General features: G+C 74.1%; 20 protein-coding genes. 12 read left to right on the plus strand and 8 right to left on the minus strand.

Going from position 1 to position 20,555, the window contains the following annotated elements:
• Positions 1-2: 2 nt before the first annotated feature.
• The gene (locus tag ACQP10_RS13115; protein WP_346020205.1) at positions 3-878 is read left to right on the plus strand and encodes a carbohydrate ABC transporter permease; all 876 of its coding nucleotides are present in this window, start codon (positions 3-5) and stop codon (positions 876-878) included.
• 2 nt (positions 879-880) lie between these two features.
• Entirely contained in the window at positions 881-2,473 is a 1,593-nt protein-coding gene (locus tag ACQP10_RS13120; protein WP_433541438.1) for an amylo-alpha-1,6-glucosidase, read from the plus strand.
• A 125-nt stretch (positions 2,474-2,598) separates the two neighbouring features.
• Here ACQP10_RS13120 and ACQP10_RS13125 read toward each other — a convergent pair whose 3' ends face one another.
• Positions 2,599-3,972, minus strand: a complete 1,374-nt coding sequence (locus ACQP10_RS13125) for a condensation domain-containing protein (protein ID WP_433541439.1) — start codon at positions 3,970-3,972, stop codon at positions 2,599-2,601.
• Between the two features lie 360 nt (positions 3,973-4,332).
• On the opposite strand from ACQP10_RS13125, the gene ACQP10_RS13130 reads away from it, so the two are divergent.
• Positions 4,333-6,183: a glycoside hydrolase family 15 protein gene (locus ACQP10_RS13130; protein ID WP_346020202.1), complete on the plus strand. Its 1,851-nt coding sequence runs from the start codon at positions 4,333-4,335 to the stop codon at positions 6,181-6,183.
• A 30-nt stretch (positions 6,184-6,213) separates the two neighbouring features.
• Here the strand turns inward: ACQP10_RS13130 and dhaM are convergent, their stop codons facing one another.
• The 3 genes from dhaM to dhaK are packed head-to-tail and all read right to left on the minus strand — an operon-like array spanning position 6,214 to position 8,415.
• The gene (gene dhaM / locus ACQP10_RS13135) at positions 6,214-6,585 is read right to left on the minus strand and encodes a dihydroxyacetone kinase phosphoryl donor subunit DhaM (protein WP_179818276.1); all 372 of its coding nucleotides are present in this window, start codon (positions 6,583-6,585) and stop codon (positions 6,214-6,216) included.
• Positions 6,585-7,364: a dihydroxyacetone kinase subunit DhaL gene (gene dhaL, locus ACQP10_RS13140; protein WP_346020201.1), complete on the minus strand. Its 780-nt coding sequence runs from the start codon at positions 7,362-7,364 to the stop codon at positions 6,585-6,587. The genes dhaM and dhaL overlap by 1 nt, the downstream gene beginning before the upstream one ends.
• Before the next feature lie 58 nt (positions 7,365-7,422).
• The gene (gene dhaK, locus ACQP10_RS13145) at positions 7,423-8,415 is read right to left on the minus strand and encodes a dihydroxyacetone kinase subunit DhaK (RefSeq protein ID WP_399500578.1); all 993 of its coding nucleotides are present in this window, start codon (positions 8,413-8,415) and stop codon (positions 7,423-7,425) included.
• 194 nt (positions 8,416-8,609) lie between these two features.
• Here dhaK and ACQP10_RS13150 point away from each other — a divergent pair, with 194 nt between their 5' ends.
• From ACQP10_RS13150 to ACQP10_RS13170, 5 genes are all read left to right on the plus strand, one after another.
• Positions 8,610-9,767, plus strand: coding sequence for a hypothetical protein (locus tag ACQP10_RS13150; protein WP_433541440.1), 1,158 nt, complete (start codon positions 8,610-8,612; stop codon positions 9,765-9,767).
• 139 nt (positions 9,768-9,906) lie between these two features.
• Positions 9,907-10,680, plus strand: coding sequence for a cyclase family protein (locus ACQP10_RS13155; RefSeq protein WP_346020198.1), 774 nt, complete (start codon positions 9,907-9,909; stop codon positions 10,678-10,680).
• Entirely contained in the window at positions 10,677-12,455 is a 1,779-nt protein-coding gene (locus tag ACQP10_RS13160; protein ID WP_433541441.1) for a thiamine pyrophosphate-binding protein, read from the plus strand. Before ACQP10_RS13155 ends, ACQP10_RS13160 begins: the two co-directional genes overlap by 4 nt.
• Positions 12,456-12,700: 245 nt before the next feature.
• Positions 12,701-13,453, plus strand: coding sequence for a lysophospholipid acyltransferase family protein (locus ACQP10_RS13165; RefSeq protein ID WP_346020196.1), 753 nt, complete (start codon positions 12,701-12,703; stop codon positions 13,451-13,453).
• A gap of 69 nt (positions 13,454-13,522) precedes the next feature.
• Complete coding sequence (locus ACQP10_RS13170) at positions 13,523-14,074, plus strand: hypothetical protein (RefSeq protein ID WP_346020195.1); 552 nt, start codon at positions 13,523-13,525, stop codon at positions 14,072-14,074.
• A 58-nt stretch (positions 14,075-14,132) separates the two neighbouring features.
• Here the strand turns inward: ACQP10_RS13170 and ACQP10_RS13175 are convergent, their stop codons facing one another.
• Positions 14,133-14,597, minus strand: a complete 465-nt coding sequence (locus ACQP10_RS13175) for a MarR family winged helix-turn-helix transcriptional regulator (RefSeq protein ID WP_346020194.1) — start codon at positions 14,595-14,597, stop codon at positions 14,133-14,135.
• A 67-nt stretch (positions 14,598-14,664) separates the two neighbouring features.
• On the opposite strand from ACQP10_RS13175, the gene ACQP10_RS13180 reads away from it, so the two are divergent.
• The 3 genes from ACQP10_RS13180 to ACQP10_RS13190 all read left to right on the plus strand — a co-directional run bounded on the left by ACQP10_RS13180 (position 14,665) and on the right by ACQP10_RS13190 (position 17,233).
• The gene (locus ACQP10_RS13180; protein WP_346020193.1) at positions 14,665-15,417 is read left to right on the plus strand and encodes a dienelactone hydrolase family protein; all 753 of its coding nucleotides are present in this window, start codon (positions 14,665-14,667) and stop codon (positions 15,415-15,417) included.
• Positions 15,418-15,528: 111 nt separating this feature from the next.
• The gene (locus tag ACQP10_RS13185; protein ID WP_346020192.1) at positions 15,529-16,128 is read left to right on the plus strand and encodes a DUF1349 domain-containing protein; all 600 of its coding nucleotides are present in this window, start codon (positions 15,529-15,531) and stop codon (positions 16,126-16,128) included.
• 115 nt (positions 16,129-16,243) lie between these two features.
• Positions 16,244-17,233, plus strand: a complete 990-nt coding sequence (locus ACQP10_RS13190) for a serine hydrolase domain-containing protein (RefSeq protein ID WP_346020191.1) — start codon at positions 16,244-16,246, stop codon at positions 17,231-17,233.
• Positions 17,234-17,248: 15 nt separating this feature from the next.
• Here the strand turns inward: ACQP10_RS13190 and ACQP10_RS13195 are convergent, their stop codons facing one another.
• Both ACQP10_RS13195 and ACQP10_RS13200 read right to left on the minus strand, forming a co-directional pair.
• Entirely contained in the window at positions 17,249-17,611 is a 363-nt protein-coding gene (locus ACQP10_RS13195; protein WP_346020190.1) for a hypothetical protein, read from the minus strand.
• 77 nt (positions 17,612-17,688) lie between these two features.
• Complete coding sequence (locus tag ACQP10_RS13200) at positions 17,689-18,711, minus strand: SDR family oxidoreductase (protein WP_399500573.1); 1,023 nt, start codon at positions 18,709-18,711, stop codon at positions 17,689-17,691.
• Positions 18,712-19,062: 351 nt separating this feature from the next.
• Here ACQP10_RS13200 and ACQP10_RS13205 point away from each other — a divergent pair, with 351 nt between their 5' ends.
• Positions 19,063-19,449, plus strand: coding sequence for an SPW repeat protein (locus tag ACQP10_RS13205; RefSeq protein WP_346020188.1), 387 nt, complete (start codon positions 19,063-19,065; stop codon positions 19,447-19,449).
• 163 nt (positions 19,450-19,612) lie between these two features.
• On the opposite strand, the gene ACQP10_RS13210 is transcribed toward ACQP10_RS13205, so the two are convergent.
• Positions 19,613-20,467, minus strand: coding sequence for an alpha/beta fold hydrolase (locus tag ACQP10_RS13210; RefSeq protein ID WP_346020187.1), 855 nt, complete (start codon positions 20,465-20,467; stop codon positions 19,613-19,615).
• Between the last annotated feature and the right edge of the window lie 88 nt (positions 20,468-20,555).

Below are 20,555 nucleotides of genomic sequence, written 5' to 3' on the forward strand. Positions count from 1 at the left end.
CGATGGCTGTGATCCCTGCCCCTCCTGGTTCCCGACGCCCGGCCTCTCCCGGTCCCCGCCGTCTGGGACGGATCGGCCTGCACGCCGCGCTCGCCGCCGGCGGACTGCTGATGCTGTTCCCGTTCGTCTGGATGCTGCTGACCTCGTTCAAGGGCGCGCACCAGATGCTCAACACACCGCTCGACTGGCTGCCGAACCCGTGGCGGGCGCAGAACTACCCCGACGCGTTCGGCACGCTGCCCTTCGCCCAGGCCTACTGGAACAGCTTCTACATCGCGATCCTCAACGTGGCGCTCACCCTGTTCACCTCCGCGATGGCCGCCTACGCCTTCGCCAGGATCCGCTTCCGCGGCTCCGGACTGCTGTTCGGCCTGTTCCTGGCGACCCAGATGGTCCCGCAGCAGGTGACCGTCGTCCCGCTCTACCTGATGCTGGCGGAGCTGGGCTGGGTCGACTCCCACCTGGCGCTGATCGTGCCGGGCTTCGTCAACCCGTTCGCGGTGTTCCTGCTGCGGCAGTTCATCCGGGCCGTGCCCATCGAGCTGGAGGAGGCCGCCCGCCTCGACGGCGCCGGCCGGTGGACGATCTTCTGGCGCATCGTGCTGCCCAACGTCCGGCCCGGCCTGGGCGCGCTCGGCATCATCGTCTTCCTGGCGAGCTGGAACGGCTTCTTCTTCCCGCTGATCTTCCTGAACTCGCCGGAGCTGGCCACCGTACCGCTGCTGGTCAGCCAGTTCGCCGGGCGGTACGGCGCCACCGACTACGGCCTCATCCTCGCCGCCTCGGCCATCTCGGTCATCCCGATGATGATCGCCTTCCTGATCGGCCAGCGGCGCATCCTCAACAGCATGGCCATGTCCGGCCTGGGAGGACGCTGACGATGCTCGACCTGAGAGTCACCCCCTTCACCGAGCGGGGCTCCCGGCTGCTGGTGCTGGCCGAGCCCGACGGCTCGCTCCGCGTCGCCCGCGCCGAGTACGAGACCCGGCTGTCGGAGACGACCGTGCTCACCGGGCTGCGGCTGTTCTCCGGCGACCGCGAGCTGCCGGTACGGCGGGCCCTCCCCGACCGGGTCTCCTTCGGGGACGGGGTGGACCTGCTCTTCGCCGACCCCGGGACGCTGGTGCTGACCGGCTCGGGGGCGCGGGCCGTCTGGGACGGCGGCGCGGGCGAGATCGACGGAACCCTCGTGCTCGTCGGCCAGACGGGCCCGCACGACGCCGGGGAGCTGCTGGCGCGGGCCGCGGAGCGCCGCCGGGAGTGGTTCGCGCGGATGCCGGCCGTACCCGCGGAGCTGCGGGAACGGGCCGAGCAGGCGTGGTGGACGCTCGGGGTGAACCTGCTGTCCGTCGCGTTCGCCGGGGGCCGCGAAGGCGTGGTCCCCTCCAAGCTGGGATACGTCGGCATCTGGAACTGGGACTCCTACTTCCACGCCGTCGCCCTGCGCCACGCCGACCCGGAACTGGCCCGTGACCAGCTCCGCATCCTCCTCGACCACCAGCGCCCGGACGGGCTCATCCCCGACGTGGTCCACGACCGGGGCGTGCTCGCCGAGACCACCGACCTGCCCCGCTCCGACCACGACCGGCTCGCCCAGCACGTCGGCGGCCCCGCCGCGCCGGGCGAGCCGATCGGCGGCGTCGTCCCGGTGACCAAGCCGCCGCTGACCGCCTGGGCCGCCTGGAAGATCCACGAGGCCGCCCCCGACCTCGGCTTCCTCGACGAGGTCTACCGGCCGATCGCCCGTTCCCAGCGGTGGTGGCTGACCGTCTCCGATCCCGACGGGGACGGCCTCGCCGAGTACCTCCACCCCTACTCCTCCGGCCTGGACGACAGCCCCATCTGGGACCACGGCCCCCGGGCCGAACCGCCGGACCTCAACTCCTACCTGGCCCTGCAGGCCGACCGGCTGGGCGACATCGCCGAGGCGCTGGGCCGTACGGCGGAGGCCGAGGAGTGGCGGCGGCAGGCCGCCCGGCACGTCGAACTGCTGGTCGCCCGCCGCTGGAACGGCAGCCGGTTCGTCACGCTGACCAAGTTCGCGTCCGGCGCCGCGGCCGAGGTCGCCACCCGCACCCCGCTGGAGCTGATGCCCCTGCTCACCGGCCGCCTGCCCCGGGAGATCGCCGAACGGCTGGTGGCCGACCTGCTGTCGCCGGCCTTCTGGGGCGAACGCCCGGTGCCCACGGTCGCCTTCGACGACCCGGCCTTCGACCCGGACGCCATGTGGCGCGGCCCGGTCTGGCTCAACGTCAACTACCTGCTGATCGAGGGCCTGCGCCGGTCCGGCTTCGCCGCCGAGGCCGTGGAGCTGACCGGCCGGACCCTGGACATGGTGAACGCCGGCGGCGGCCTGTACGAGTACTGGAACCCGCTCACCGGCGCCCGCGCCCGGGGGGCCACCACCGGGTTCGGCTGGTCCGCCGCGCTCTTCCTGGACCTGGCCCACCGTCGGGCCGGGCACCGCCCGTGAGGCGATCCCCGCGGTGAGGTGTTCCGTACGGCGGGGGTTCCATGCGGCGAGATGTTCCATGCGACGGGGCGTTCCGTGTGGTGGGGCGTTCTATGCGGCGGGGCGTTCCGTGCGGTGAGGCGGGGTCAGGGCGCGCCGTCGACCAGGGCCGGAAGCGCCGACAGCGGTGTGCCCTCCGTCGCCGCGCCGACGACGAGCGCCTCGACCGCGTGCAGGAACCGGTCCACCAGGCCGGGCGGCATGGTGACCGTGTCCGCGGTCAGAGCGACCCCCGGGGCACCGTCCTCGTCGTCGACGAGGTGAACGCAGAACCCGCAGTTGAGCCGCTCCACGCCGGGCGGTCGCCGGATGCGGGTCTCCGCCCGGGCCGCGACCACCTGCCGGGGATCCGCGGGCGCGTCCCGCCCCAGCGGATCGGCGGCCCGCTGGTCGTTGAAGCAGCAGCCGGGAAAGACCGGGAGCCCGCGTTCCCCGCTCACCGCGTCCACCATGCGGTACCACTCGGCCTGGTCGTACCGGGCGTACCGGTAGGCCTGGAGGGCGAGGTGCCTGGTCCGGGCGAGCAACTCGTCGAACGTCGCCGCCCCGGTCGCCTCGATGTCGAGCACGAACAGGCCGAGCTGGCACAGTGAGGTGACGAGCGTCCTGCTCTCCGGCGCGAACCGGTTGTTCACCAGCGGGGTGACCGCGACCGTCCGGTGACCCGAGACGGCCGGGACCAGTGCCGCCACCGCGGTGAGCAGGACGGTCGCGGTGCTGACGCCGTGCCGCCGGGCGAGCGTCCTGGTCGCCAGGTCGATCGCCCGGGACACGATCACCGCCTGCTGGAAGCGCGGGCGCCCGGGGGCTCCCCGCGCCTCCGGGAACATCGTGTGCGGGATCGCCCGGTAGTGGCCGGCCCAGTACCCGAGCGCGGCGGCGCTCCCGCGCGCCGCGCGCCCGCCCTGGGCGGCGACCAGGTCCATCAACTGGTACGGCGCGGGCGGCGCGCCGCCCCTGAGCAGGAGCCGCAGATCACGGACGACGACGTCGGCCGCGAAGGCGTCGGCGGCCAGATGGCACAGGACGAGGACCACGTGGCTGACGACGCCGCCGCCGGTCACGAGGCCGGCGCGCAACGGCAGGTCATCGGAGTAGGAGAACCGGCGGCTGGCCAGCCGTTCGCGGAGTGTCTCCGCCGCGGCGCCGGCGCCGTCCGGTGGAGCCTCGGCCACCTCGACGGCGACGGCGCCGCGGGCCTCCACCGTCTGCAGAGGATCGGCCTGCCCGTCCTGGCGCAGGCGGCTGCGCAGCGCGTCGTGCCGGGCCAGCAACCGCCCGATCGCCGCCACCGCCGCGTCGGGGCTGATCCTCCAGCCACGCGGGAGGCGCACGATCCTGGGCACGTTGTAGTAGTGGTCGCTTCCCGGGCCGACGTCGCGTATCGCGCCCCAGATGGCCCGCTGTCCCCAGGCCAGGGGAACCGTCCCGGCCCGTTCCGTGGCGAAGCGGGCCTCCATGCTCGTCCTCCCAGAGGATCGCGGGTCCCGCCGGTAAGCCGATCATGGCCGGGGCCCGGCGGCGGTTCCGGTGGGAACGCTCCCAGCTCTGGGAAGGCTAGAGACAGCGCCGACGCCCCGTCAAGGTTCACCGGCGTCCACCACCGGATTCCGGCGGCCTTGACACGCCGGGCCGGGGAATCCGTTCATCCGCGGGCCGGAGGTGGCGTGGACGGCCGGGGATGCCCGCACAGGACGTCCCCGGCCGTCCACGCCCCCTCGCTTTCCCGAAACCTTCCCCTCCCTTGGCGCCGGCCGGGCCGTGGCCGCGGGCGGCGGCACTACCGTGAGGTCATAGGGCCCGACGACGGAAGGCCGCAGATGACGGCAACCGAGTTCGCGGACCGCCCGGACGCGCCGGACGCGTCGCGCGCCGGCCGGTACCCGCCCATCGCCGACCACGGGCTGATCGGCGACCTGCGCACCGCCGCGCTCGTGGACACGCGCGGCACGATCGACTGGTACTGCTTCCCGCGCTTCGACGCGCCGAGCGTGTTCGCCGCCATCCTGGACGCCGACCGGGGCGGGGCGTTCGAGCTGGCCGCCGACGTGCCCGCGAGGACCAGGCAGTTCTACTTCCCCGACACCAACGTGCTGATCACCCGGTTCATGGCCCCCGACGGGGTCGGTGAGATCCATGACTTCATGCCGGTCACCGGGGACACGTGCGAGATCGACCGGCACCGGCTGATCCGCCGGGTGAGATGCGTGCGCGGGACGCTGCCGTTCCGGGCGCGGGTGGCCCCCCGGTTCGACTACGGCCGCCAGACCCACACCGTGGACCTGCGCGAGGGCCGGGCCGTCTTCACCTCGCCGTCGCTCTCGCTCACCCTGACCTCCAGCGCGCCACTGGAGACCGACGGCCGCGACGTGCTGTCGGTGTTCAAGCTGACCGAGGGCGAGTGCGCGGTGTTCGCCCTCGACCGGTACGGCGACGGCGTCGAGACGCGGGCGTGCCCCCTCGCCGAGGCCGAGGAGGAGTTCGTCGCCACGGTCGCCTACTGGCGGCGCTGGGTGTCCCGGTCACGCTACCGGGGCCGCTGGCGGGAGATGGTGCACCGCTCGGCGCTGACGCTGAAACTGCTCACCTACGCGCCGACCGGCGGGACCGTCGCCGCGGTGACCACCAGCCTGCCCGAGCGGGTCGGCGGCGAACGCAACTGGGACTACCGCTACGTCTGGATCCGCGACTCGGCCTTCTGCATGTACGCGCTGATCAGGCTGGGCTTCGACGAGGAGGCCGCGGCGTTCATGGGCTTCCTGTCCGAGCACGTCAGCTGCGGCTGCGAGGGCGCGGCGGGCCCCCTTCAGATCATGTACGGCATCGACGGCCGCACCGACCTGCCCGAGATCGAACTGCCACACCTCGCGGGCTACTGCGGCTCCGCTCCGGTGCGGGCCGGGAACGCCGCCGCGGGCCAGCTCCAGCTCGACATCTACGGCGCCCTCATCGACTCCGTCTACCTCTACGACAAGCTGTACCAGCCGATCTCCAGCGACCAGTGGGAACAGACCTGCACGCTGGTCGACTGGGTGTGCGCCAACTGGGACCAGCCCGACGAGGGGGTCTGGGAGACCCGCGGCGGGCGCCGCGACTTCGTCTACTCGCGGCTGATGTGCTGGGTGGCGATCGAACGGGCCATGCGGATGGCCCGCCGCCGTGGACTGCCCGCCGACACGCAGCGCTGGCAGTGCTCCCGCGACGAGATCTACCGGCAGGTCATGCGGCGCGGCTGGTCGGACCGGCTGGGCGCGTTCGTCCAGCACTTCGACGGCGACGTCCTCGACGCCGCCGTGCTGATGATGCCGCTGACCAAGTTCATCGCCCCCACCGACCCGAAGTTCCTGTCCACCCTCGACGCGCTCCGCCGTACCCTTGTCGCCGACTCGCTGGTGTACCGCTACGACCCCGGCGAGAGCCCCGACGGGCTGAGCGGCGAGGAGGGCACGTTCTCGATCTGCTCGTTCTGGTACGTCGAGGCGCTCACCCGCGCCGGACGGCTCGACGAGGCCCGGCTCGCCTTCGAGAAGATGCTCACCTACGCCAACCACCTCGGCCTGTACGCCGAGGAGATCGGCCGGACCGGCGAGCAGCTCGGCAACTTCCCGCAGGCGTTCACCCACCTCTCCCTGATCAGCGCCGCCGTCAACCTCGACCGCGCCCTCGGCTGACCTCATGGCGCGAAGCTCCGCGGGCGTCCCTCAGAGCTTGCGGAAGGTCCTGGCCTCCTCGGCCGCGGCGACCACGTCCTCCAGCGAGGCGCCGGAGCCCGCCGAGACGACCGCCGCGATCGTGCCCTCCACGAACGGCACGTCCGCGATGACCACGCCGGGGCCTTCCATGAGCCGGGCGGTCAGCACCGAGCTGCCCAGGTCCGGGATCAGGACCACCCCGTCGCCCCGGTCCACCTCCTCGATCGCCCTGGACACCAGGTCGGGGCTGGTGCCGAGGCCGCCGTCGTCGGTGCCGCCCGCCCCGGCCAGCGGCACGTCCGCGCCGCCGATCTGCCGGGCCAGCCGTACGAGCTCGTCGGCCAGCGGGCCGCTGTGGGAGACGAGGACGACGCCCACCATCACGCCGGTCCTTCCGGGGCCCACCGGGACGTCTCGCCCGGGGCGCCCGCCGTACGGGACACCGCCGCGTGCAGCGCCCGGACGATGAGGGCAGTGGATGCGGCGCCGGGGTCCTCGTGCCCCACGCTGCGCGGGCCGAGGTAGCTGGCCCGGCCCTTGCGGGCCTGCATCGAGATCGTGGCCTGCGCCCCGGCCAGCGCCGCCTCCGCCGCCGCGCCGACCGCCTCCGCCGGGTCCTGCCCCTCCTGTACGGCCTGCGTCAGCGCCCGGAGCGCCGGGGCGAGCGCGTCCACCATGGTCTTGTCGCCCTCGGTGGCCGATCCCAGCTTCCGTATCCCGGCCAGCCCGGCGGCCAGCGCCTCGTCGAGGTCGGCGAGGGAGACCGTGGGGGCGTCGCCCAGCGCCTTGCCCGCCTCCCGGAACGCCATGCCGTACAGCGGCCCGGACGCCCCGCCGACCTTGCGGATCAGCGTGTTGCCCACCAGGGACAGCAGCGCCCCCGGGGTGTCCGGCCGGCCGCCGGCCAGCGCCTCGGCGACCGCGGTGAAGCCCCGGTCGAGGTTGGCCCCGTGGTCGGCGTCGCCGATCGCGGAGTCCAGCGCCGTCAGCCGGTCCCGGTCGGCCCGGACCGCCGCGGCGATCTCCTCGGCCCACGCGGTGAAGAGGGCGGCGTCCAGGCCACCGCTCGTGCCGCCCGCGCGGGGCGTGTCGTTCGCGGCGCCCGCCTTGTGCGTGCCACCAGAGCCGCCCGTGCCGCCTGTGCCGTTCGTGTCGCTCATCCCGTCGGCGTTCCCCGTGCCGCCCGTGTCACGCGCGCGGTCGTCCGGTCCGGCCATGTCAGCGGCCCCACCGCAGCGCGGGCGTCTGCACCGGCGCGTCCCACAGCCGGGTCAGCTCCGGCGTCAGCAGGCAGGCCGTGACCGAGAAGCCCTGCATGTCGAGGCTCGTGATGTAGTCGCCCACCAGGTTGCGCGACAGCGTCGCGCCCTTCTCATCCAGGTAGGCGGCCACCTCGGCGAAGGCGACGTACAGCTCGATCAGCGGGGTGCCGCCCATGCCGTTCACCATGATCAGGACGTCCCCGTCGAGCGGCATGTCCTCGTGGAGGGCGTCCATCGCGACTCGCACCAGCTCGCGCGCCCCGCGCATGGCCGACCGGGTGCGGCCGGGCTCCCCGTGGATGCCGATGCCCAGCTCGACCTCGTCGTCGCCCAGCTCGAAGGTGGGCACGCCCGCGGCGGGGGTGGTGCAGGCGCTCAGCGCGACGCCGAACGACCGGCTGCGGGAGTTGACCTCCTCGGCCACCCGCCGTACCTCCGCCAGCGGCGCCCCGGCCTCGGCCGCGGCTCCGGCGATCTTCTCGACGAAGACCGTGGCGCCGGTTCCTCGGCGGCCCGCCGTGTAGAGGGAGTCGCGGACGGCCACGTCGTCGTCGACCACCACGGTCGCGACCTCCACGCCCTCGTCGGCGCACAGCTCGGCGGCCATGCCGAAGTTCAGGACGTCGCCGGTGTAGTTCTTCACGATGTGCAGCACCCCGGCCCCGCCGTCCACGGCGCTGCTGGCCGCGATCACCTGGTCGGGCACGGGCGAGGTGAAGATCTCACCGGGGCAGGCGGCGTCGAGCATGCCGTACCCGACGAAACCGGCGTGCAGCGGCTCGTGCCCGGAGCCGCCGCCGGAGACCAGGCCGACCTTGCCCCGGCGCGGCCCGGAGGCGCGTGCCACGAACTGGTTCTTCACGTCGACCCGCAGGTCCGGGTGCGCGGCCGCGAACCCGCGCAGCGCGTCGGTGACCACCGAATCAGCACTGTTGATGAGCTTCTTCACATCCCGAAGATCTGCCCGTTCGGCGGGGAGGGCAAGCGCCGCGACCGAAAAACCTCGGCACCCGCCGCCGTGTGCGGCCTGCTCGTCGCGGCCGGGCTCGCCCTCGGCGCCTATCTCTGAACGGCCGTCCTGCGGGGTTTCGCCGGGCGCGCAGCGCCGGTGCCCGCGCGGGCATAGCCGTACAATTCGCTGCCATGAGGTCCCGGGTGGCGGTCCTGGCCGTCTGCTTGGTCATGCTGGGTTGCGCCGCGGAGCCCCGGCCCGCCGCGTCGACCCCCTCGCCGTCGGGCACACCTGCGGTGCCGGCCCCTTCCGCATCGGGCACGTCTGCGGTGCCGACCCCCTCGCCGTCGGCCACACCCACCGTGAAGTTCTCCGACAGGTGGGTCCGGGTCCCCGGCCTGCCCAACGACGACGAGTGGGAGCGTGGCCTGCGTGACGTGAGCGCCGCCGGCCCGGAGCCGGCGTGGGCGGTGGGGTACACCGGCTGGGAGGACGGCGTGGCGACCTCGCTGCGCGTCTGGGACGGGTCGCGATGGCGCGCGGTGCCCGTCCGGGGAGGCCTGGGCGGCCTGGCGAGCATCGACTCCGACGGGCCGCGCAACGCGTGGATGGTGGGCGGAGGCTTTTACGGAAGCTCGGTCGTCCAGCACTGGGACGGGCACACCTGGCGGCGGCACCGGGTCCGGGGGTATGTGCGGGACGTGGCCGTCGACGGCCGCCGGACGGTGGTGATCTCGGACACCGCGGTTCTGACCTGGAACGGCGCCGCCTTCGTCACCGAGAGAACGCTCGGTGACGACGAGACGAGGCTGCTCGCGGTGGACACCGGCGCCGGTCACACCTGGGTCACCGGGATACGGGGGGACCGGCCGGTGATCTGGCACGGGTACGGAGGCAGGTACGAGAAGACCGTGCTGCCCAAGGGCTCCCTCAACGCGATCCTGCAGATCGGACCCGACGGCGTCTGGGCGGTGGGCGGGGCCGATGAGCGGCCCCTGGCGCTGCACTGGGACGGCCGATCCTGGCGGCGGCCCGCCATCCCGCCGTGGAAGGGCGACCTGAAGAGCGTGACCGCGTTCGGGCCCGACGACGTCTGGTTCGCGGGCGAGGACCGAGACGCGCCCGCCTGGATCGAGGGCGACGCGTCCGGCGGGGACGATGACTACGACGAGTCCGGTGGGATCTCGGTCCTGCACTGGGACGGCCGGAGCTGGACGAGAGAGAGGCCGCGGGTCAGGGCGGCGCACCACGCGGTGATCGAGCGGATCCCCGGCACCTCCCGGCTGTGGCTGACGGTCAACGTGGAGAACGGCGATTCCGAGTCGATCGTCACCTTCCGGCGGGAGTAGCGGGGCGCCATCCCGCCGGGACGCACCCGGGCACCCGGAAGGGCGGGGCGAGCCGTGGCCGACACGGCACGGAGGGATGGCGGACGCTTCCGGCGTGTAGGAGGATCCGTCCAGGCCATCTCCCGACCTCGGAGGCGTCATGTCGGTGCTGCGGAACCTGGTGGAGAGCATCCGGAACGGCGGGATCGAGGTGATCGACCTGACCGCGCCGCTGTCGTCCGAGACGCCGATCCTGCGGCTGCCGGAGCCGTTCGCCGACACGGTCCCGTTCACGCTGAGGGAGATCAGCCGCTACGACGACCGCGGCCCCGCCTGGTACTGGAACGACTTCACGACGGGCGAGCACGTGGGAACGCACTTCGACGCCCCCGTCCACTGGGTGACCGGCAAGGACGGCGAGGACGTCTCGCAGGTGCCGCCGGAGCGGCTGGTCGCCCCGGCCGTCGTGCTGGACCTCGTGGGCGAGGCGGCCGGGGATCCCGACTTCCTGCTGGAGATCGGTCACGTCGAGGCGTGGCAGAAGGCGAACGGGCCGCTGCCCGACGGCGGGTGGCTGCTCTACCGCACCGGGTGGGACGCCCGCTCCCACGACCAGGAGGGTTTCCTCAACGCCGACGAGACCGGCCCCCACAGCCCCGGGATCTCGGTGGAGTGCGCCAGGTGGCTGGCGGAGGAGACCCCGATCGCCGGGATCGGCGTGGAGACCGTGGGCACCGACGCGGGCGCGGCGCACGGCTTCGACCCGCCCTTCCCCTGCCACTCGTTCCTGCTCGGCGCGGGCAAGTACGGCCTGACCCAGCTCCGCAACCTCGACCGGCTCCCGGTCACCGGCGCGGTGGTCGTCGCCCCGCCGCTGCCCATCGTCGGCGGCTCGGGCAGCCCGGTGCGGGTGCTTGCCCTGGTCGAGCGGTGAGCGCCGGAACCGTCGCGGAGACCGTCGGCGCCGTCCTCGCCTCGCTGGGCGTGGACACCGCGTTCGGGGTGGTCGGCAGCGGCAACTTCCACGTGACCAACGCGCTGGTCGCGCACGGCGTGCGGTTCGTCGCCGCCCGCCACGAGGGCGGGGCGGCGACCATGGCCGACGCCCACGCGCGGATGACGGGCCGGGTCGGCGTGCTCAGCGTCCATCAGGGGCCGGGGCTGACCAACGCGCTGACCGGCGTCACGGAGGCCGCCAAGAGCCGCACGCCGCTCGTCGTGCTGGCCGGTGAGGTGACCGCCCCGCGGTCCAACTTCTTCGTGGACCAGGCCGCGCTGGCCGCGGCGGTCGGCGCCGTCCCGATGCGGGTCGGCTCCGCCCCGGACGCCGCGGCCCTGACGGCCGAGGCGTTCCGCGCCGCCCGCGACGGGCGCCGCACCGTCCTGCTCAACCTGCCGCTGGAGGTGCAGGCGCTGGCGGTCTCCGGCCCGTCCGGGGCCGGGGGCCGGGAGACCGGCCCGGCCGGGGCCGCCGGGTCCGCCGAGGCCGGTGGGTCCGCCGGTCTCGCGGGCCGCACCGGCGAGGCGCGTCCGCTTCCCGCCGGGCCGGACCCCGTCGAGGCCGCCCGGCTGGCGGAGATCCTCGCGGGCGCGCGGCGGCCGGTGTTCGTGGCCGGCCGGGGCGCCCGTACGGCCCGGCGTGAGCTGGAGGACCTCGCCGACCTGACCGGCGCGCTGCTCGCCACCTCCGCCGTCGCCAAGGGGCTCTTCCGGGGCAGCCCGTGGGATCTGGACGTCAGCGGCGGGTTCGCCTCGCCCCTGGCCGCCGAACTCATCCGCGACGCCGACGTGGTCGTCGGCTGGGGCTGCGCCCTGAACATGTGGACCACCCGGCACGGCACGCTCGTCGGCCCGGACGCCGTGGTCGTCCAGGTGGACCTGGATCCGGAGGCCCTGGGCGCGCACCGCCCGGTCGACCTCGGTGTGACCGGCGACGTCGCCCGCACCGCGCGGGCCGTCGCGGACCTGCTCGGCGACGGGGCCGCGGCCCGTCCGGTGCCCGGCGCGCCGGCCGGGGAACGCGGCGGGACGCGCGCCGTACCGGACGGGCCCGGGTACCGGTCGGAGGCGCTGGCGCTGCGGATCGCCCGGGAGGTCCGCTGGCGGGACGTCCCGTACGCCGACGAGAGCGGTGACGGCCGCATCGACCCCCGGACCCTGACGATCGCGCTCGACGACCTGCTGCCCGCCGAGCGCGTCGTCTGCCCCGATTCCGGAAATTTCATGGGATATCCGGCGATGTTCATGGATGTCCCAGATGAAGGGGGCTTCTGCTTCACCCAGGCGTTCCAGTCGATCGGCCTCGGCCTGGCGACCGCGATCGGCGCGGCCCTCGCCCGGCCGGACCGGCTGGCGGTGGCCGCGCTCGGCGACGGCGGCGCGCTGATGGGCGTCTCCGAGCTGGAGACCGTCGTACGGCTCGGCCTGCGCATGGTGGTCGTGGTCTACGACGACGAGGCGTACGGCGCCGAGGTGCACCATTTCGGCCCGGACGGCCACCCCCTGGACACCGTGGTCTTCCCGCCCGCCGACATCGCCGGCATCGCCCGGGGGTTCGGTTTCGAGGCGGTCACCGTACGGGCCCCCGGGGACCTCGCGGCGGTGGCCCGGTGGCTGGACGGCCCGCGGGAGCGTCCGCTGCTGGTCCACGCCAGGGTCACCCGGGCGCGCGGCGCGTGGTGGCTGGAGGAGGCGTTCCGCGGCCACTGAGGCGGTCCGGGAGGTCGCCGGGCGGTCGCTGAGCGGTCACCGAGGCGGCCGCGGACACGGTGACCGCCCCGGCCGGCCACGGGTCGCCGGACCCCGGCCCGCCCCGGCCCCCACGGTCCCGCCACGGGCCGTCGGACCCCGGCCCGTCCCGGGCCCGTCACGGTCCCGCCACGGGCCGTCGGGCCCCGGCTCGTAGCGGGGCCGTGACAGGCCGGGGCGCGGGGGAGCTGAGGTACGGTTCAGCCATGGCTGAGATCGTGTATCCCCCGGTCATCGGGGCCGCGCGGACGTTGTTCCGCGCTCTGGATTTGAAGATCCGCGTCGAGGGCGCCGAGCGGATACCGAGGACCGGGGGCGCGGTGCTGGTCAGCAACCACATCAGCTATCTGGACTTCATCTTCGCCGGCTTCGCCGCCCTGCCCGCCAGGCGGCTGGTCCGGTTCATGGCCAAGAAGGAGGTCTTCGACCACCGGATCTCCGGCCCGCTGATGCGCGGCATGCACCACATCCCGGTGGACCGCGCGGCGGGAGCCTCGGCGTTCGGCGCGGCCATGAAGGCGCTCAAGGCGGGCGAGGTCGTCGGCGTGTTCGCCGAGGCCACGATCAGCCGGTCGTTCACCGTCAAGGACATCAAGAACGGCGCGATCCGGATGGCCGTGGCCGCCGGGGTCCCGGTGATCCCGGTCGCCCTGTGGGGCACGCAGCGGCTGTGGACCAAGGGCCGCCCCAAGAAGCTCCTCCAGCGGCACGTCCCGGTCACCATCCTGGTCGGCGAGTCGATGCATCCCAAGCGCGGCGACGACTACGACGCCGCCACCGTCGACCTGCGCACGCGCATGGCCGAGCTGCTCGACCGGGCCCAGCGGACCTACCCGGAGCAGCCCCAGGGCGTCTGGTGGCAGCCCCGTCACCTCGGCGGGACCGCCCCCACCCCGGAGGAGGCCGCCCAGATGGACGAGGCCGAGGCCAAGGAGAGAGAGGCCCGCCGCCAGGCGTGAGCCGGAGGGCGGCCCGCCGCAAGCCGGAGGCAGGTGATCCGCAAGCGGCCGGGTGCATCTTTCCGTCTCATGAACGACGCGCTGGAAAGCCTCCTCGACGGCATGGAGCCCGGGCCGACCCCGGGCCCCGGCCGTACCCCCGGCCCCATCGGCATGACCGTCCTCCTGGTCTGCTGGCTGGCCCTGGGCCTGATGCCCTTCGTCTTCGCCGTGGACGACCTGGAACTGGCGGCCGGCCGGACCGGCACGCCGGGCACGCTCACCGTCGTCTCCTGCGCGTCGCTGGGGGAGGGACGCTACGACTGCCGGGGGAGGTTCGCGCCCGACGGCGGCGGCGCCGCGGTCGCGGTGGCGGCCTCGCCCGACTCCACCGCCGGGGACGTCAGGCGCGCCCGGCTCGCCCCCGGGCGCGACCGCGCGGTCCCGACCGGGACGGCGGGCCTGCTGGCCGCGCTGACCATGCCCTTCCTCGGCGCGGGCGTGCTCGCCTTCCTCCCCTACGTGGCGCTGTACGCCCTGCGGATCCGGCGGGGCCGCCGGGGCGCGGTGATCTTCGGGTCGCTCCTGACGTCCGTCGCGGTGGCCGGGATGGTGGCCGGCATGGTGGCGTCGTACTCCTGACCGCCTCTGATCTCCTCTGTCCCGGGAGGCCGACGTCCGCCGGGGCCGGAGCCGGCGGTCACAGGCGATCGGCGACGCGTTCCAGCAGGGGCAGCGCCTCGGCGAGCAGGCGCCGTTCCCGGTCGTCCAGAGCCTCGCCGAGCGCGCGTTCCAGCCGTTCGGTGACGGCCTGGGTCCGGTCGTCGTGGGCGCGCAGCCCGGCCTCGGTGAGCCGGCTGACGATCTTCCGGCCGTCCCGCGGGTCGGGTTCGCGGGCGATCAGGTCCCGCCTGGCCAGGGCGCCGAGCGTCGTGCCGATCGCCTGGGGGGTGATCTGCTCGGAGTCGGCGAGCTCGGCGGAGGTGGAGGGGCCCCGGCGGTGCAGCCGGGACAGCACGGCCAGCTCGGTGAAGGTGAGGTCGCTCGCGCTGTCGGCGACGCCGTAGAGCCGTCTGATCTGCCGGGCGAGACGGCCGACGGCGATCCTGAGGTCGCGCGCCGTGTGATCCGGCCGGGCAGAACCGGGCGGGGTGTCGTGCGTCATGATGCCAAGGTTAGCTTTATCAATCTGGCTTTGCTACTTTCTCGGCATCCACCGAAAGGACACGCCCGTGTGCTACGACGATGACGCCACCCCGCCGGTCGCCTCCACCGGCACGCCCGTCACCTCCGGCCCGCTGACCCTGACCTCCGCCGACGGCACCCGCCTCGCCGCCTATCTGGCCGTTCCCGAACGGCCCACGGGCACCGGGGTGGTGGTGATCCCCGACAACCGGGGGCTGGCGCCCTTCTACGAGCGCCTGACCGTACGGCTCGCCGAGCACGGCCACCCCGCGATCGCCTACGACCACTTCGGCCGCACCGCCGGCCCGTCCACCGAGGACCGGGGCGGCGACTTCCCGCGCATGGAGGACTACGCCGCACTCACCCGGTCCCGGCAGCAGGACGACATGACCGCCGCCCTCGGCAGGCTGCGGGAGCTCGGCGGCGCCCAGGTGGCCCTGGGCTTCTGCATGGGCGGACGGCTGGCCTTCTTCGCCTCCGAGCCGCGCTTCGGCCTGGCCGGAGTGATCGGCTTCTACGGCCACCCCGGCATCGCCGGCCCGTACGGCCCCGGGCCCGCCCAGCACGCCGCCGACCTGTCGGCCCCCGTCCTCGGCCTGTTCGGCGGGGCCGACGAGGGCATCCCGGAGAGCGCGGTGAAGGAGTTCGGCGACGCCCTCACCACCGCCGGGGTGGAGCACGAGTTCGTCGTCTACCCCGGCGCCCCGCACGGGTTCTTCGACGTCAGGAACGACGAGCACGCCGACGCGTGCGCCGACGCCTGGCGGCGCGTCCTGGCGTTCCTGGACCGGGTGGGCTGAGCACGGTTCCGCCCGCCGGTGACCCGCCTCGCGGGAGCGTTCCCGTGACAGACTAGGCGCGTTCCGAAGATCGAAGGGCTTGGCCGAGAACCCGTACCCCGGGGAGATCCGATGACGGAACCCGCCGTCCTGCCCGCCTTCCCCGCCCCCATGCGCTGGCTGCACGAGCCGGTCGCCTACGAGGTGGCGGGAGAGGACGCCCTCTCCATCACCGCGGGGCCGAAGACGGACCTGTTCTGCGACCCCGGCGGCCCCGGCCGCTTCGACAACGCCCCCGCGCTGGTCGGCCGCCTCGACGGCGACTTCACCCTCAGCGCCCGCGTCCGGCTCGACCTGCTGTCCACCTACGACGCGGGTGTGATGCTGCTGTACGCGAGCCCGGACCACTGGGCGAAGTTCTGCCTGGAGCTCTCCCCGCAGGGCAGGCCCACGGTCGTCACCGTGGTGAACCGGGGGGTGTCCGACGACTGCAACGCGTTCACCGTCGAGGGCGACGACGTCCGGCTGCGGATCTCCCGGATCGGCTCCGCCTACGCCTTCCACGTCGCCGCGGGTTCGGACTTCTGGCAGCTGATCCGCTACTTCGCGCTGGACGGTGACCCCGAGGTCGGTTTCCACGCCCAGTCCCCGACGGGGGAGGGCTGCACCGTGCGGTTCGAGGACGTCCGCCACTCCGCCGAGCGCCTGGCGGACCTGCGTAGCGGCGTCTGACGTCGGGGCGGAAACCGGTTGGAAATCCGGCTGCCCCCTGTGGGAGGCTGCGTGGCCGGTGTGTCCGGTGTGTCCGGTGTGTCCGGCGTGGCCGAGTGAGACGGAGGAGATTCGCATGTGGCGGCAGGCCGACCCCGAGGAGGCGGGCTTCGCGCCCGACCTGGCCGACCGGTTCGACGCTCTGGTCCGGAAGCACCCGCCGGGCCCGCACGGCGTGGTGGTGGTCCGCCACGGCGTCCCGGTGCTGGAGCGCTACGGCAGCGGCCCCGACTTCGCCTGGGGCACCCCGCTCGGCACGGTCGACTTCGGGCCGGACACCCTGCACGACGTCCGCTCGGTCACCAAGAGCGTCGTCGGGCTGCTGTACGGCCTCGCCCTGGCCGACGGCCTGGTGCCCGACCCCGCCGAGCCGCTCCTGGCGCAGTTCCCCGAGTATCCCGACCTGGCCGCCGACCCCGGCCGCGCCCGGCTGACCGTCGGGCACGCGCTGACGATGACGCTCGGCCTGCGGTGGGATGAGAGCGCGCCGTACACCTCGCCGGAGAACGACGAGATCGGCATGGAACTGGCGCCCGACCGGGTCCGCTTCGTGCTGGAGAGGCCGGTCGTCGAGGAGCCGGGCCGGCGGTGGCACTACAGCGGCGGCGCCGCCGCCCTGGTCGGCGCGCTCATCGCCCGGGGGACCGGGCGCCCGCTCGCGGACTTCGCCCGCACCGAGCTCTTCGAGCCGCTCGGCGTCGGCCCCTTCGAGTGGGCGGCGGGTGCGGACGGGGTGGCCTCGGCGGCCTCCGGCCTGCGGCTGACCCCGCGCGGCATGGCCAGGATCGGCCAGGCCGTGCTCGGCCGCGAGGTGGCCCCCGGGTGGATCGGGGAGATGCTGCGCCCCCGGGTGCCGGCCTGGGACGAGGTCTCCTACGGCTGCCTCTGGTACGTCGCTCCGGACGGGGCGGCCACGGCCATGGGCAACGGCGGGCAGCGGATCTTCGTCGTCCCCCGGCTCGACCTCGTCGTGGCCGTCACGGCGGGCGACTACGACGGCGCGGAGCAGGGCGCGCTGCCCCGGGCCGTCATGGAGGACGTCGTCCTGCCGGCCCTGGGCGCCTGACGCCCGGACCGGCCCCTACCGCTCCCGGGCCGGCTTCTGGTGGCGGTCGGTCCTGGCGTGGGTCCAGCCCATCGTGTCGTCCATGATCCTGATGGCCCTGCCCACCGGGATCATGAGGATCACCGCGGCGAGACAGCTCCAGAACAGCGCCATGTTCCCGATGACCAGGGCGAGACCGCCGGCCGCGAAGAAGACCAGGAAGGCGGCGACGAACGCCCAGGAGACCGGACGGCCGTGCGGGCGTCCCCGGTCGGAGACGGGCTTCGGCTCGCTGCGCGGCACCGGCCTGAGGGCCCGCGGTGTTTCCCCGGGGGCGTCCGGCGTGTCCCGGGGATCGTCCGGCGTGCCGTCGAGGGCACGCGGCGTTTCGTCGTTCACGGGATGCTCCTGAACTGCTGGAAACGGTTGCCGGCCGTGGCCCCTCTCCCGAGGGCCACGGCCCGTGCGGTTCCGGCTCATGTGGTCCCGGTGCGCCGGGCGAGCCAGGTCAGACCGGCCAGCCCCGCCGCGGCTCCGGCGGCGGTCACCAGGCCGCGGTGCTCGGAGACCCAGACCTGGGGGCTGCGGGAATGCGAGCGGGAGTCGAAGCGCCCGTGTGCCCCGTAGTCCTCGCCGCCCTCGTCGTCGGCGGGCTCCCACAGGTTGGCCGGCCGTCCGGCCCTCCGGTGCTCCGACGTCTGCTGGGAGGAGTAGCCCGTTCTGGCCAGGTACCTGTCGAGCAGGGCGGGCGCCACCCGGTCGGCCAGCAGCGTGGCGGCCGTCATGGCCCCCACCCAGAACTCCTTGCGCTCGGGGTGGTCGGCGGCGAACACGATCGCCCGCGCCGCGACCTCCGGCTGGTAGATGGGCGGCACCGGCTGCGGGCGGTTCGGCAGGCGGGACAGCACCCAGTCGAACTGCGGGGTGTTGACCGCGGGCAGCTGCACCATCGTGACCCGCACGCCGCTTTTCTCATGCATCAGCTCGCAGCGCAGGGACTCGGTGAACCCCTTGATGGCGTGCTTGGCCGCGCAGTACCCCGACTGCAGCGGGATGGCCCGGTAGGCCAGCGCGGAGCCCACCTGGACGATGGCGCCCTCACCGCGGGGCAGCATCCGGTTCAACGCGGCCTTCGTGCCGTACACGTAGCCGAGGTAGGTGACCTCGGTCATCCGCCGGTACTCCTCCGGCTCGATCTCGGTGACCGGGGCGAAGACCGTGCTGAACGCCACGTTCACCCACACGTCGATCGGGCCGAGTTCCTCCTCGACGCGCCGGGCCGCCTCCTCCACCTGGCGGTGGTCGGCGACGTCCACGGATATCGGCAGAGCCTGCCCGCCGGCCGCCCGGACCTCCTCGGCGGCGGCGTCCAGGCCTCTCTCACCGCGGGCGAGCAGCGCCACGGAATCTCCCCGGGCGCCGAAGGCACGGGCCGCGGCGCGGCCGACACCGGCGCTCGCCCCGGTGACGACCACGGTCCTGGGACTCTCTTTCGTCATGTCTCATCACCTCGCCGGATCTCGATACCCGGAGAGGGCGGGCTCATACGGGACCGAGGCGTCCACGGGATCCGGGCGTCCGGGCGGGCCCCGCCGCGGGGCCACGGCCGACACGTCGCGGGACCACGGCCGAAAGCCTTCCGGCGCGCCGTACCCGCACTCACCGGAACGCGCCACGCCGGGACATTCGCACAACTAGGACCGGGCTTTGTCCAACCATTGCGTCCTGCGCGAGTCGTCGCCTCCGGAGTGGATACGGAATAAGTGGTGGGATACCAGCCTGAAGAAGGGGTGGCGGGAACCATGACACATTCGCCACTGGGGATGGAACAACATCCTGACATAGCGGAGATGCGTGCTCGCTACGACCGCGCGACCCAGACACCGGTCGCCCAGGTCGTCGGTGGACTGACCTTCCTGGCCGGTCTTTACCTGGCCATCTCGCCGTGGGTCGTCGGCTTCAGCGGCCGCCCCACGATCACCGTCAACAACCTCGTCACGGGGCTCGCCGTGGCGGCGCTGGCGGTCGGGTTCGCCTCGGCCTACGGCCGCACGCGCGGGGTCGCCTGGGTGACGCCCATCATCGGCCTCTGGACGATCATCGCTCCATGGGTGGTCTCCCCGCACTCGGCGCCCGCGTCCGTCATCGTCAGCAACGTCATCGTCGGAGTCATACTGCTGCTCTGCGGGCTGGCGGAGATCGCGATCGGCATGCGGTCGTCACGACGGAAGACGTGACGCCGGGCCGCCGGACCGTCGCCGGCCCGGCCGCGCGCCGCCGCACCGAGGGGCGCCGGGCGCTGCTGAGCAGGATCTCCTGACCGGCCCCGCCCCCGCTCCGGGGGCGGGGCCGGCCGGCGAGGAGACCGGAGGACGGTCCCGTGCCCAGGCGGGGGAGCGGTCACGACAGGAAGCCGCCGAGGGCGTCGAGCCAGCGGTCCGGCTGGTCGACATGGGCCATGTGCCCCGCCTCCTCGATCACCACGGCGCGGGCGTCCGGCATCATCGCCGCCGCCTCCTCCGCCAGGGCCGCGGGGAACGTCATGTCCTGGCGGCCGTGCAGCAGGAGCATCGGGACGCCGAGGTCGCGCAGCCGCCGCGCGGCGTCCTCGGGACGGGCGGACGGCAGGACGCCGGCACGCCAGGGGCGCATCCACTCCGCCGAGAAACGGACCTCCGCCAGGCGGCGGAGATAGCCCGGCAGCGCCTCCGGGCGCCAGACATCCGTCGTCGCTGAGGCGACCGCCGCCGCGCGGGTGAGGTCCGGTCCGGACAGCGCGGGGTCGGACCACACGTCGGCCTCCGCGGCGAGCCGCTCCTCTCGTTCACGCCAGCCCGCGAAGGCGTCCGGGGGGACCGGCGGGACGCTGCTGGAGGCGATGACCAGCCTCCGCACCCGCCCGGGTACGGCCAGCGCCAGGCGCTGCGCGAGCAGCCCCCCGTAGGAGAACCCCAGCACGTCGGCCTGGGGACAGCCGAGCGCGTCCAGCAGGGCGACCAGGTCGCCGACGACCGCGTCGGGGGTGTAGTGCCCGTCGGCCAGGCCGCGCGTGGAGCGCCCGCAGCCCCGCAGGTCGGGCAGGACGACCCGGTGCCGCCCGGCGAGCGCGCTCAGGGGTTCGCGCAGGTAGGTGTGGTCCCAGTCGGGCCCTCCGTGGATCACCAGCAGGGTGCGGCCGGCGGGGCCCGGGGTCCGCGCGGTGAACAACTCGACCGCCGGGTCCGCGGACACCGCCACGAGGCTCTCGGTGAACATCCCGGCAGTATCCCGGCCGCCGCGGCCGCCCGCCAGGCCGAACCGGGCCGCGGAGAGGCGGGGAACGGGCGTGTCCTCCGCGGGCCGG

The sequence above is a fragment of the Streptosporangium sandarakinum genome (assembly GCF_050942225.1).
GTDB classification, from domain to species: domain Bacteria; phylum Actinomycetota; class Actinomycetes; order Streptosporangiales; family Streptosporangiaceae; genus Streptosporangium; species Streptosporangium nondiastaticum.

Bases quoted from the DNA above. Each gene is read 5' to 3' on its own strand.
- ACQP10_RS13175 (WP_346020194.1), bottom strand. From the start codon at position 14,597: ATGACGCACGACACCCCGCCCGGTTCTGCCCGGCCGGATCACACGGCG.
- dhaL (WP_346020201.1), bottom strand. From the start codon at position 7,364: ATGAGCGACACGAACGGCACAGGCGGCACGGGCGGCTCTGGTGGCACG.
- ACQP10_RS13155 (WP_346020198.1), top strand. From the start codon at position 9,907: ATGTCGGTGCTGCGGAACCTGGTGGAGAGCATCCGGAACGGCGGGATC.
- ACQP10_RS13120 (WP_433541438.1), top strand. From the start codon at position 881: ATGCTCGACCTGAGAGTCACCCCCTTCACCGAGCGGGGCTCCCGGCTG.
- ACQP10_RS13115 (WP_346020205.1), top strand. From the start codon at position 3: ATGGCTGTGATCCCTGCCCCTCCTGGTTCCCGACGCCCGGCCTCTCCC.
- ACQP10_RS13185 (WP_346020192.1), top strand. From the start codon at position 15,529: ATGACGGAACCCGCCGTCCTGCCCGCCTTCCCCGCCCCCATGCGCTGG.
- ACQP10_RS13165 (WP_346020196.1), top strand. From the start codon at position 12,701: ATGGCTGAGATCGTGTATCCCCCGGTCATCGGGGCCGCGCGGACGTTG.
- ACQP10_RS13205 (WP_346020188.1), top strand. From the start codon at position 19,063: ATGCGTGCTCGCTACGACCGCGCGACCCAGACACCGGTCGCCCAGGTC.
- ACQP10_RS13210 (WP_346020187.1), bottom strand. From the start codon at position 20,467: ATGTTCACCGAGAGCCTCGTGGCGGTGTCCGCGGACCCGGCGGTCGAG.
- ACQP10_RS13170 (WP_346020195.1), top strand. From the start codon at position 13,523: ATGAACGACGCGCTGGAAAGCCTCCTCGACGGCATGGAGCCCGGGCCG.
- ACQP10_RS13150 (WP_433541440.1), top strand. From the start codon at position 8,610: ATGAGGTCCCGGGTGGCGGTCCTGGCCGTCTGCTTGGTCATGCTGGGT.
- ACQP10_RS13130 (WP_346020202.1), top strand. From the start codon at position 4,333: ATGACGGCAACCGAGTTCGCGGACCGCCCGGACGCGCCGGACGCGTCG.
- ACQP10_RS13190 (WP_346020191.1), top strand. From the start codon at position 16,244: ATGTGGCGGCAGGCCGACCCCGAGGAGGCGGGCTTCGCGCCCGACCTG.
- ACQP10_RS13200 (WP_399500573.1), bottom strand. From the start codon at position 18,711: ATGACGAAAGAGAGTCCCAGGACCGTGGTCGTCACCGGGGCGAGCGCC.
- ACQP10_RS13125 (WP_433541439.1), bottom strand. From the start codon at position 3,972: ATGGAGGCCCGCTTCGCCACGGAACGGGCCGGGACGGTTCCCCTGGCC.
- dhaM (WP_179818276.1), bottom strand. From the start codon at position 6,585: ATGGTGGGCGTCGTCCTCGTCTCCCACAGCGGCCCGCTGGCCGACGAG.